Annotated in this window: 11 protein-coding genes; 2 read left to right on the forward strand and 9 right to left on the reverse strand. The window is 52.5% G+C overall.

The genetic code is table 11. The features are described from left to right. Window positions 1-6 precede the first annotated feature (6 nt). Entirely contained in the window at window positions 7-1,308 is a 1,302-nt protein-coding gene (locus ACMXD4_RS22220) for an NAD(P)/FAD-dependent oxidoreductase (protein ID WP_415879400.1), read from the reverse strand. Between the two features lie 274 nt (window positions 1,309-1,582). On the opposite strand from ACMXD4_RS22220, the gene ACMXD4_RS22225 reads away from it, so the two are divergent. After that, on the forward strand, window positions 1,583-2,083 hold the full coding sequence (locus ACMXD4_RS22225) for a septal ring lytic transglycosylase RlpA family protein (protein ID WP_033156911.1): 501 nt from the start codon (window positions 1,583-1,585) through the stop codon (window positions 2,081-2,083). 68 nt (window positions 2,084-2,151) lie between these two features. On the opposite strand, the gene ACMXD4_RS22230 is transcribed toward ACMXD4_RS22225, so the two are convergent. The 8 genes from ACMXD4_RS22230 to ACMXD4_RS22265 all read right to left on the reverse strand — a co-directional run bounded on the left by ACMXD4_RS22230 (window position 2,152) and on the right by ACMXD4_RS22265 (window position 11,527). Further along, complete coding sequence (locus ACMXD4_RS22230) at window positions 2,152-2,829, reverse strand: hypothetical protein (protein ID WP_033156912.1); 678 nt, start codon at window positions 2,827-2,829, stop codon at window positions 2,152-2,154. 397 nt (window positions 2,830-3,226) lie between these two features. Next, the gene (locus ACMXD4_RS22235; RefSeq protein ID WP_415879401.1) at window positions 3,227-4,171 is read right to left on the reverse strand and encodes a FecR family protein; all 945 of its coding nucleotides are present in this window, start codon (window positions 4,169-4,171) and stop codon (window positions 3,227-3,229) included. A gap of 150 nt (window positions 4,172-4,321) precedes the next feature. Next, window positions 4,322-4,828: an RNA polymerase sigma factor gene (locus ACMXD4_RS22240; RefSeq protein ID WP_033156914.1), complete on the reverse strand. Its 507-nt coding sequence runs from the start codon at window positions 4,826-4,828 to the stop codon at window positions 4,322-4,324. A 1,368-nt stretch (window positions 4,829-6,196) separates the two neighbouring features. After that, the gene (guaA, locus tag ACMXD4_RS22245) at window positions 6,197-7,783 is read right to left on the reverse strand and encodes a glutamine-hydrolyzing GMP synthase (RefSeq protein WP_415879402.1); all 1,587 of its coding nucleotides are present in this window, start codon (window positions 7,781-7,783) and stop codon (window positions 6,197-6,199) included. A gap of 72 nt (window positions 7,784-7,855) precedes the next feature. Continuing rightward, on the reverse strand, window positions 7,856-8,815 hold the full coding sequence (locus tag ACMXD4_RS22250; protein ID WP_240618030.1) for a class I SAM-dependent methyltransferase: 960 nt from the start codon (window positions 8,813-8,815) through the stop codon (window positions 7,856-7,858). 83 nt (window positions 8,816-8,898) lie between these two features. Next, window positions 8,899-10,365, reverse strand: a complete 1,467-nt coding sequence (guaB, locus tag ACMXD4_RS22255) for an IMP dehydrogenase (protein ID WP_033156917.1) — start codon at window positions 10,363-10,365, stop codon at window positions 8,899-8,901. 76 nt (window positions 10,366-10,441) lie between these two features. Further along, on the reverse strand, window positions 10,442-10,927 hold the full coding sequence (locus tag ACMXD4_RS22260; RefSeq protein ID WP_415879403.1) for a hypothetical protein: 486 nt from the start codon (window positions 10,925-10,927) through the stop codon (window positions 10,442-10,444). A gap of 9 nt (window positions 10,928-10,936) precedes the next feature. Next, the gene (locus tag ACMXD4_RS22265; RefSeq protein WP_415879404.1) at window positions 10,937-11,527 is read right to left on the reverse strand and encodes a lysostaphin resistance A-like protein; all 591 of its coding nucleotides are present in this window, start codon (window positions 11,525-11,527) and stop codon (window positions 10,937-10,939) included. Window positions 11,528-11,613: 86 nt separating this feature from the next. Between ACMXD4_RS22265 and ACMXD4_RS22270 the strand changes: the two genes are divergently transcribed. After that, window positions 11,614-11,886, forward strand: a complete 273-nt coding sequence (locus tag ACMXD4_RS22270) for a YcgL domain-containing protein (protein WP_415879405.1) — start codon at window positions 11,614-11,616, stop codon at window positions 11,884-11,886. Window positions 11,887-11,910: the final 24 nt, after the last annotated feature.

Raw genomic sequence — 11,910 nt, forward strand, 5'->3', positions numbered from 1 at the left:
TGTGGGTTAGTGCATTTTCATTTTGGCGTGGGTACTGCGCCGGAACAGATTGGATAAGGTCAACATCGCGGTGCGGAAGTAGCCGTGGATGGCCACTTGGTGCATTTTGTACAAGGACAGATACACACCATAGGCAATCAAGCCGCCGACGCTGACCGTACCCATCAAGCTACCCATCAAGGAACCGACCGTGCTGAATTTACCCAGCGACACCAGCGAGCCATAATCGCGATAAACAAATTTCGCAGCCGGTTTGCCTTTCAAGCGGTTGATGATGGTTTTGGCCACGGTAGAGGCCATTTGGTGAGCGGACTGAGCGCGCGGTGGCACGTTGCCGCCGTGGCCGACCCATTCACAGGCGGCGCAATCGCCGATAGCAAAAATGTCGGGGTCGCTGGTTTGCAAAGTTTGATCGACCACTAATTGGTTGATGTGATTGGACTCCAAACCATCCAGGTCTTTCATCCAGTCCGGGGCTTTGATGCCGGCGGCCCAGACTTTTAAGTCCGCGTCGAACACTTCGCCATCGTAAGTGTGTACCTCGGTTTCGGTGACTTCCGTGACCTTGCGGCCTAGTTTTAACTGGATGCCCAGCTTGATCAATTGCTCCTGGGTGGCTTGCGACAGCCGTGGCGGCAGGGCTGGCAACAATTTAGTCGCGGCTTCAATGATGGTAATGTTGACGTCTATCGAACCTTCCAGCCCGTAGGTTGCCAGCAATTTGGTGACTTCGTGCAACTCGGCTGACAATTCCACGCCGGTGGCGCCGGCGCCGATGATCACAATCGACAACGGCTTGTCACGTTGATGGCTCTGGTTGGCGTAAGACTGGATGTAATAGGTTTCCACCAGTTGTTTTTGAAAGCGGAAGGCTTCCTTGGTGGTATCGATAAAGCGGCAATATTTATCCACGCCCTTGATGCCGAAGGTGTTGCTGACACTGCCGACTGCCATCACCAGCGTGTCGTACTTGAAGCGGCGTTGCGGAATGATCTCTTCGCCTTTCTTGTTGGTAATCGCGCTGACGATAATTTCTTTATTGGTCCGATCCAAACCTTCCATTCTGCCGAACAAGAAGCGGAAGTGATTGCTGTGCGCTTGGGCCAAGTATTCGATTTCCTCGGCTTCGGCTAAGGTGCCGGACGCCACTTCGTGCAACAACGGCTTCCAAATATGGGTGGATGCGGCATCCAGCAAGGTGATTTGCGCCTTGCCGGCTCTGCCAAGTTTTTGCCCCAATTCGGTGGCCAACTCCAACCCCGCCGCGCCGCCGCCAACAATCAAGATTTTATGTAATTCACCCGCCATGTATCTTTCCCCCTCAAGTGGCGTTTGCCGCGTCGGCAAACAAAGAAATCGCTATCCCGGCCCTAGTTGTCTATTTCCTGATGCCGGCATTATAACCAAACCTGTTCGGGCTGGCCGATTTTGACGGGATGAGCTCGCGCCGGCAACGGTCTGCCTGCGCGAAGACCGGAAAGGTGCGACCCAAGCGAACGGAGTTTAACGAGTGCTTTAAATTATGCTTAGATTATTGCCAGCGCATGCGCGCCAAATAAATTACGCCCTGTGGAGTTATCGAATGTCGCGAAACCAACTAATCCAGGCGCTTGCCAATCCAGGCTTTTTGCCAGTTTTTCTTGGTCTGCTAGCAGGTTGTGCGTCCGAGCCACCGCGATCTCCGGGGCCTGTCCAACTGCCGACCTATCAAAACAACGCCGCTTACAACAAGCCTTACACCGTTAAAGGCATCACGTATTACCCTTTGGCATCGGGAAATGGTTACCGGGAAACCGGCTTGGCTTCCTGGTACGGCGCGGAATCGGGCAATCGTACCGCCGACGGCAGCCGTTTCAATCCGCAAGGCTTTTCGGCGGCGCATAAAACTTTGCCGATTCCGTCGAGAGTGCGGGTTACCAATTTACGCAATGGCCGTTATGTGGATGTGCTGATTAATGATAGAGGTCCGTTCAGCCCGAATCGGTTGATCGATTTATCGCAAGGCGCGGCCAAGCAAATCGGCATCAGCGGCTTGACGGAGGTAGAGGTAAGTTATCTGGCAGCGCCGTCCGGCGAGGAATGAAGTCGCAAACCCGCTCAAGCCTCTATAAAACAACAGGAACGGGTTTGCCAGCTTTCAATGTGCTGCTATCAAATGGATTTTACTGTTACCGCAAAACGCTGCTTGCTGTTGCCGGCTAACTTGAACATAGCAAACACCGAACCAAACAGCCAAAACGCGCCAGGGAGCGGTACGACTTGCACGGGGGCGTTGATGGCATCGGGAGCGAAATCGGAAATTTGTCCAAAACCCGCCGGCAGAGCCCCGTCGCGCGGCCAGAGATTCCAGGTGTAACTCGATTTGGCAAGACCATTCGAGGGCAGCAAGCTCGCGGCAATGTCGGCAATCAACTGGTTGTCTTTAATTTTGGCGGTCCCCGCGGCGAAGGGGGTAGTGGAAGAAGTCGGTGTCAACAGGCTTACCACGCCGCTGCCGTCCATGTTGAAACGCACGACCGAATCGAACAGTACTTGCGGCAAGCCGTTTGCGGTAAACCGCCCGGTACCGGCGCCCCGATCGAAGCCCCAAATGTAGAAACCGGACGGCGAGCCGCCGAGGTTACCGGCAAAGGTACTTTCGAAATGAAAAAGATCGCTGGCCGGATTGTAAGTAACCGAGGCACTGATCACATCCAGATCGCCGGTCTTACTGCCGAAATAAGTTGCCAGATAATCGCCGGCGGCATCATGCACGGCACTGGCATTCGCTGGCGCAGCACCGATTAACAAAACGGCGGCAATTACTGTTTTAGCAATGTTTAATCTCATACTTCTATCCTCTGTCGATAAGATCATTAAGGTACAGCTAACCAGCGGCAAGCCTCAGGTTGACTGCGATTTTTTGTTCCATGGGAACGATGCTGCTGCGTCGGCATTGACCAACTGCCGAGGGTGAACGCGGCTCTGCCTTGAGGCAACATAGGGGACTTGCTCAAAGCAAATTGCATTCCGAGGTTAATTCCGCCAAGTAGTTGCCAAGTTCAATGCGTTTGAAATTTATTTTTCGGATAATTGGTAGAGGGATAATTTCAGCAATGCGCTGACAACAACTATCGAGTAGATCAAAACGGGAATTTGCCGGGAGCGTTAGTAACCCGGCCCTTAAATAGCATTCGCCTCAATGCCTTTGCCCGGTCAATAAACGCCACCGATGCCGTAAACTCGTTTAGCGGTGCAGCACGATCAAATAATCACCAAACCGCGTTGAGCGCAGTTGCAGAGAGGTTTCCAAGGCCTCCAGCACCGATAAGGCTTGGTCGGTACGAAACACACCATTGACGCGGCGTTGGGCCAGTTCAGGATCGTTGATCAGCAAAAAGCCGCGATGATAGCGATTCAGCTCGGTAAGCACTTCGCCCAGGGGCCGGTTTTCGAACACCAGTTTGCCGCGTTGCCAGGCGGTAACGGCCTGGCTATCGATGTGTTGCAAATTGCTCAGTCCCGATTCGGCGCTATAGGCTATTTGCTGACCGTCGGCAACCACGGTGTGCAGCGTTTTGCCGTCGGCTTGTTGCAAGTCCACCGCCACGCTGTGTTCCGTGACACTGACTTCGGTTTTATCGTGATGCAGCCGCACATTAAAGGCCGTACCCAGCGCGGTCACGCTGCCGTGCTCAGTATTTACCCGAAACGGCCTGGCTTTGTCGGGGCTGACTTCAAACCAGGCTTCGCCTTGTAGCAGGGTCAATTGCCGCTGTGCGCCGTCGATATGTACTTCCAATGCGCTGTTGCTGTTCAGATGCACCGTCGAGCCGTCGCTAAGATGCACGTCGCGCCGCTCGCCGAAGCCGGTATGAAAATCGGCGCGCAATATAAGCCATAGCGGATTGAACAACCACAAGGCTAGGCAGCCGCCGGCTAAGGCTGGCAGCGCCCACTGCCATCGCCAAGCAAACTGCTTGGGTTTGCTGGCGGCCGGAATCGTTATTTTCGGTGCGATAGCGTCCAGCGCTCCCCATAACTCGCGTAATTGCTCGTAAGCCTGACGATGCAAAGGATCGGCAGCCAACCAGCGGGTAAATTCGGCGTGCTCATTAGGGCTAAGTTTGCCGCTATCCAGCCTGACCCACCAGTCGCGGGCAGCGGCTTTAATCTCGGCAGAGATTTTCATTGCCTATGTCCGTTTACAGCCGACAGGCGGCAATGCATCCTGCTGCTTAGCGGTGAGCGATAAAAGCTGAAGTTTTTCATCGGGCGCAATTCAGGGTTGGTGGCTCGCCATTATAGGACGCATAACCCTGTGAAAACAGGAGCGAATCAGCTAAAAATCGTCGTGTTCTTGCAAGGCGGCCAAGGCATTGCGTAGATGCTTTTCCACCATATTACGGGATATGCCTAGGCGCTGGGCGATTTCGGCGTGGCTCAGTTCCTCGAACTTGCGCAGCACGAAAACCGTCCGGCATTTGGCGGGGAGTCTATCTATCGCCGCGACCAAGCGGTCCAAGCGCTCGCGCGCCAAACTGATTTGCTCCGGATCGATACCGTCGCTAACCTGCAAGGCCGCGTCGCCGGTATCGTCATGCTCTACATGTTGATTGCGAGTATTGCGGCGGCGTTCGTAATCGGTGGCCAGATTGGCGGCGATGCGATGCAGCAAGGCGCGCGGGTTGTCGGCCTGCTGCCACAAATTGCCGGTAAACATGCGCTGGTAGGTCTCCTGCACGATGTCGGCGGCGGTATCCAGGCAGCCGCAGCGTCTAAACATCACCCGGCGTAATTCCTCGTCGTAAGCCTCAATCAGGCGGGAGATGTGGAGAGCATTGCTCATGGTTAGGATATGCGGATTTTGGTGTCGTTAATTGGGCGAATAACCAAGATTCATGCCAGAGCGCTAAAATAGCGGTATTTAGGGCATTTGGCGGCAAATTGCCCGGCACTACCGGAGCAACACGCTACAAATAATGCGGTATATGACCTAATTGGAAAAGTTATTTAACATAGTTAATTTCCATCCAGCGCAGTTGGAGCCGATAGCTTATTAACCCGGCAGTATTTTATCGCGGGCATGCCGTTAAGGCTGAGCTCGTCTGACTCCAGGCGGGTGCGTCCATCGACAGACTGAGTTCGCTCAAGAGCATAAGGCGAACAGTTTTTAAGAGCCCTGTCATAACACTAGAAGCAGCACCGCAAGGAACTCCGCATTTAAAATACTGTAATCAAATGCCTCCGCCAATGTAGCCATCCGCTGACATTCCTTTGCAAAATCCCAGGCAGGCCAAGTTGCAACCGTGTCGGAAATAAGACAAAAACCTGCACGGGAATATAGCTTTTAGCGCTAACTGACTGACAGGCAACTAAGTTATGGTGTTATCCACAAAAGCTGTGGATAACCTTGGGGATAAAAAGTTTTTTCGCGCTCTAAATGCCTAATTTTTGGGGCCTTTGCTTAAATTGACTCAATTTTAGACAACAGTTTATACAATTTAAAATCAATAACTTACATGCAATATACGAACATTAGAGCCCACGACCAGGCAGTCTTTGGCTGTCGACAGTGTCAAGTAATTTTTTGTGCATAATTAAAATTAATCCCTTGCATTTTTGCCTAAATAATCTAACCGTTTTCCACCTGAAAACCATTCTAGTTGTGCCTGGGAGCATTCATCTTATTGTCATTAAATACCCAACAATTGCCGTATCGGACACAGGCTGTTATTCGATGGCTTTGACCAACGTCAATATCGTCAAAAATCGTGGATGGCTGGTTAATTTGGCGGACCTTTACCGGCCACCAAGGAAATGATTTGGACAAACCCTCAACTTAAGGTTCTTTCGCAACGTGCAGCATAAACAGCCCAGTTACGAAACATCCAATACTCAAGAAAAGAAGCTGCCGGCATCGACATGACCCTGCCTATACCTGCTAAGACCGGGGCGCGCCAATGATGGGTTGTTAGGCGAATTGACGGACGCTTATCAGTAAGAACCGACGTAGGTTAAGCCGCGTTTTATTAACTTTAATTCGGCATGGCGACCAAGACTGCTCATTCATCGCAAAAAAAAAACCGGTAGTCAAAACAATTGACTACCGGCTTGGGAGAAACAATGAATAAGCTATTGCGCGGAGCAAATTTTCACACCCCGCGCTTGCGTTGACCGGAAGTCATTTTCAAAGCTCCATTTTAATTTGAAGCTATTACTCCCACTCTATCGTCGCGGGCGGCTTGCCGGAAATGTCATATGTCACGCGGGAAATGCCGGGCACTTCGTTGATGATGCGGCGTGAGATCAAATCCAGGAAATCGTAAGGCAGATGCGCCCAGCGCGCGGTCATGAAATCTATGGTTTCGACAGCGCGGATCGCGATGACATAGTCGTATTTTCGGCCGTCTCCCATCACACCCACCGATTTAACCGGCAGGAATACCGCGAAGGCTTGGCTGACTTTGTGGTAAAGATCGTGGCGATACAGTTCTTCGATAAAAATTGCATCGGCCTGACGCAGCAAATCCGCATATTGTTTTTTGACTTCGCCGAGGATGCGTACGCCCAGGCCGGGGCCGGGGAAGGGGTGGCGGTGGATCATATCGGCCGGCAAGCCTAACTCCAAGCCCAGTTTACGTACTTCGTCCTTGAACAATTCGCGCAAGGGTTCGACCAGTTTTAACTTCATGTTTTCCGGTAGGCCGCCGACGTTGTGATGCGATTTGATCAGATGTGCCTTGCCGCTTTTTGCGCCGGCCGATTCGATGACATCGGGGTAAATGGTGCCTTGCGCCAGCCATTTGGCGTCGGTGAGTTTGCCGGCTTCTTCATCGAAGATGTCCACGAACAGGCCGCCGATGATTTTGCGTTTGGCTTCCGGGTCATTGACGCCGGCGAGTGCCGCCATGTAACGGGCTTCAGCATCGACGCGTATCACTTTGATGCCCATATGTTGGGCGAACATCGCCATGACCTGATCGCCTTCGTGCAGACGCAGCAAGCCTGTGTCGACGAATACGCAAGTCAGTTGTTCGCCGATAGCGCGATGCAGTAGCGCCGCGACCACCGATGAATCCACCCCCCCTGACAGGCCCAAAATCACTTGATCACTGCCGACTTTCTCGCGCACGGCGGTAATGCTGTCTTCAATGATATTGCTGGCATTCCACAACGCCTGGCAGCCGCAGATTTCCAACACAAACCGACTCAAAATCCGTCCGCCCTGTTTGGTGTGGGTGACTTCCGGGTGGAATTGCAGCGCGTAGAAGTGCTTGTCTTCGTTGGCGATACCGGCTATTGGCGCGCCGTCGGAGCTGGCGATCAATTTAAAACCGGTCGGTAGTTCAACGACACGGTCGCCGTGACTCATCCACACATCCAATAAGCCGAAACCTTCCGGTGAAGCGTGATCTTCGATGTTCAACAACAATTTGGAATGGCCGCGAGCGCGAATCTGCGCGTAGCCGAATTCGCGGTGATCGGAGGATTCCACTCTGCCGCCCAGCTGCTCGGCCATGGTTTGCATGCCGTAGCAAATGCCCAATACCGGTACGCCCAATTCAAAAACAATTTGCGGCGCGCGCGGCGTATCGCTACTGGTGACTGTTTCCGGGCCGCCTGACAGGATGATCCCTTTGGGTGCAAAGTTTTTGACTTCATCGGCACTGCAATCGCAGGAATATATCTCACAATACACGCCAATTTCGCGGATGCGGCGGGCGATCAATTGTGTGTACTGCGAACCGAAGTCGAGAATCAGGATCTTGTCGGAATGGATGTTGGTCGCGTGGGATGACATGACGGGAAACCTTTCAAAAATGTAGGGTGGGCCGACTAGCGTACCCACCGGAAAATCTAAGTGACGAGCGTACTATAAGCCCCGATACAATTGGTCAAGCAGGCTTTTATTGTTATCGAAACCTTTGACGTCCCGATTTTCGAACAGCGAACGACTCATGCGTTTGATAAACCGCAAATAAGGGGCCGCGCGCATGTAATGCCGTAAATTGGTATGGCCGCGTACAATCGCGGAGATTCGTTCGGCATTTTCTGGGATTCCCCAAGTCATGGCTTGGTCGGCCGGGTGTTCGGCTTTTTTGAAAAACAGCGTGACATTGCCGCCGTCTTCGGAAAACACATGTCTTTCCTCAATTAGGCCGGCTTTTTCGCCCATGCGCCGCAGCGTCGCTAAATTGAAATTGTACAGATGCGCCTCATGAAAAGTGCTGCTCGGCGATTGACAGGTGGCCTCGATATTCGGTACTTCCACTACTAACACGCCGTCGGCTTTCAACAGGCTACGCAACTTACCTAAAACAAAGAAAGGATCTTCGGTGTGCTCCAATACGTGCCAAATGGTGATCACATCAAAACTGCTTTCTTCGAACTGTGCATCTTGAATAAAGCCAAATTGCAAATTCAGATCGTATTGCGCGGCGGAATATTGGCCGTAACCCTTGTTTGGCTCGATGCCGTACAGATTGTGGCCCAGCGATTTGATTAAATAAGCAAACTCGCCGCCGCCGGTGCCTACGTCCAGTAGGGTTTGCGGTTTATGCAATAAGTGTTTGATTTTTTCATGCCTGGTCAGCGCAACTCGGCCGGCGCGCAAGATATGTTTGGCTTTGGGGGCGTAGGTATTTTTGTATGCCAGCCGATAATCTTCTTCGTAAAACTGGCGAGGATCGTGCGGAAACGGATCGCTCCAGACCAGCCCGCAGTCCTTGCAGATGACGCTGCGCAACTCGGCGCCGCTGCGGCTGCGCATGGATAACACGGCAACATGGTTGCCGCCGCAAAGATTGCATGGAGTTGAGGAGGTTTCGGACATTGAGCTATTTCTGTGATTTGTGTTCGATTAAAGCGGGTCGACGCGAAAGCGCAGACCCGAGAGCAACAGCCTGAGGGCCGGCATTAGTTCATATGGTAATTCGGCGCTTCCTTAGTAATCGTCACGTCATGCACATGGCTTTCACGCATGCCGGCACTGGTGACACGCACAAACTGGGCATTGTCATGCATCGCCGCAATAGTGCTGTTGCCGGTGTAACCCATGCTGGAGCGGATACCACCTAACAATTGATGCACAATCGCCAACACGCTGCCTTTATAGGGCACCCGGCCTTCGATACCTTCCGGCACCAATTTTTCGACTTGCTCAGTATCTTCCTGGAAATAGCGGTCGCTGGAGCCCTGCTGCTGCGACATCGCACCCAAAGAGCCCATGCCGCGATAAGATTTGTAGGATCGGCCTTGGAACAATTCCACTTCGCCGGGCGCCTCTTCAGTGCCGGCAAACAATCCGCCCAACATCACCGCATGCGCGCCGGCCGCCAAGGCTTTGGCAACGTCGCCGGAATAGCGGATGCCGCCGTCGGCAATCAGAGGTACGCCTGTTCCTCTTAACGCATCCGCGACATTGCTAACGGCAGTGATTTGCGGCACGCCGACACCGGCGACAATCCGCGTGGTACAAATAGAGCCCGGACCGATACCCACTTTGACGCCGTCTGCACCGGCTTCGACCAATGCCAAGGCGGCCGCTGCGGTGGCAATATTGCCGCCGATAACCTGGACTTGCGGAAAGTTTTGTTTTACCCAACGCACTTTATCCAGCACGCCTTGCGAATGACCGTGAGCGGTATCGACGATGATGACATCGACGCCAGCTTCCACCAACGCGCCAACCCGTTCTCCGGTATCCGCGCCAGTACCGACCGCGGCACCGACAATCAGTCTTTCCTGTTCGTCCTTGCAGGCTTGCGGGTTGTCTTTGGCTTTTTGAATGTCTTTTACGGTAATCATGCCGCGCAAATGAAAGGCATCGTTGACGACCAGCACTTTCTCGATGCGGTGCTTGTGCAGCAAGTCTATGACTTCCTTGTGCTTAAACGACTCATGGACCGTCACCAGCTTGTCTTTCGGCGTCATGATCGAACGAATCGATTCGTCCAGCCGGGTTTCGAAGCGCAAATCACGGCTGGTGACGATGCCGACCAATTCTTCGCCATCCACCACCGGAACGCCGGAGATGTTTTTAGCGCGGGTTAATTCCATTACCTCGCGAACGGTGACGTTGGGAGAGACGGTAATCGGGTCTTTGATCACGCCGCTTTCGTATTTTTTAACCCTTCTGACTTCCGCTGCCTGCTGCTCGACAGTCATGTTTTTATGGATGATACCGATGCCGCCTTCCTGAGCAATCGCGATAGCCAGGCGGGCTTCGGTCACCGTATCCATTGCCGCGGACACCAGCGGGATGTTCAGCTTAATTTTGCGAGTCAGCTGGGTTTTTAGTTCGACTTCGCGCGGCAGTACGCTGGAGTGGGCGGGCACCAATAAAACATCGTCAAAGGTGAGAGCTTCTTGAATGATTTGCATAATCACACCGGGTGGCTAATCGTAAATAAGCCAGCCATTGTACAACTTAACCTGCAATCCGAAAAATCGGAAATAGTCAATGGTATTTAGGTCCGTGCTGGTTTTCGCTTGAGAGTGCCGCCGCAATCGCTAAATATTCGCTGGTATTGGGCTTATGCAGGAAAACTCCCAGCACGCCCATCGCACTGAAAATATACAAGGTGTTAAATCCATCGCCGAGAAAGAACATCGCAAAGCCGAACAAACTTAAGAGTTCAATCAAAAATTGCGTGACAATTATCGTAGAAAAGTAGCGCTGCTTAGCGGTTTTCGGTCCCGGCATGGTTTGATTCAGACGCAGCAGGATGTGCCGTAGCAGTTTAGTAACAGGAAACAACAAAATCGCTAAGCCGTAGAGCACACTCCTGATCAGCACTCGTTGCGCTTCGTCAACGCCTAGTTGCAATTCGCTGGCCCAGAAATGGCAAGCCAGGTTGTAGCCCAGTATCGTTAGCAACGCGCCTGCACAGATAAGCCAGTGCGGACGCAAATCTTCGGCTGATGGCTGGGTTTGAACGGACATCGATAACTCCTAACGAGCGCGGTTGCGGTAGTCGCGGAGGATAACAACAAACGCCACAAAGTCATAAACGGCATGAATCACCATGGGCACCAGCAGATTGCGTTCACCGCCATAATCCAGCATAACCCCCATATACAAGCCCATCAACATCGCTAAAACCGCGTAAAGCGGCGTGACCGCATGCACCAAGGCAAACAGCACATTGCTAACCCACAAGCCTACACTCGCACCCCAGCCATTTTCCAGCCAAGGCTGTAAAAACCCGCGAAACAGCGCTTCTTCGGCAAAGCCGGCAATCGCAGCCAGTATCAGCAAATCGGTCCAATGCCGATATGCCAGCCTAGCGCCCAAGGTTTCCAGCAGTAAATCGCGAATCTTTTGGATGGGCGGATAGCTAAGCTGTTGCATCGCAAAAAACAATACCAGTAGCGGCCCAGTTGCGAATAAGCCAATCCCTAATGCTGCCTCGGAAAACGCCAGACTGGCGAACGGATCGAGGTCGGCAAGCCAGCCCAAAGCCAGCGCCAATACCGCTAAAGAACCCTCGAAATAACAGGCAATTCTGAAAAAAGCGTTTGAAGCGGCGGGCTGGTTTTCCATGATGTTGGGCATTAGGCAAACGGGGACTGAAAATTCTAAACAAAAACCATTAGAATTGGCAGCATTCGCGATCACAGGTCATCATCATGCAATGTTTCATCTATAAAAGCCTGAAAAAAGACGAACTCTATTTGTATCTGGACAAAAAAGACGACTTTTCCGCCGTGCCGGAAGCCTTATTTAAAAGCCTTGGCCACTTAACATTTGTGATGGAGTTGCAGTTGAGCCCGGAACGCAAATTAGCCCGAGAAAATCCGGAAAAAGTAATCGCCAGTCTGCAAAGCAAGGGCTTTTTCGTGCAATTACCACCGACATTGATCAGTGCCATGCCAAGCTCACCGGACAAGCAACTGCACTGAAATCGGGCGCGCCATATTGATATA

The sequence above is a fragment of the Methylomonas sp. TEB genome, from assembly GCF_047777895.1.
Taxonomy (GTDB): domain Bacteria; phylum Pseudomonadota; class Gammaproteobacteria; order Methylococcales; family Methylomonadaceae; genus Methylomonas.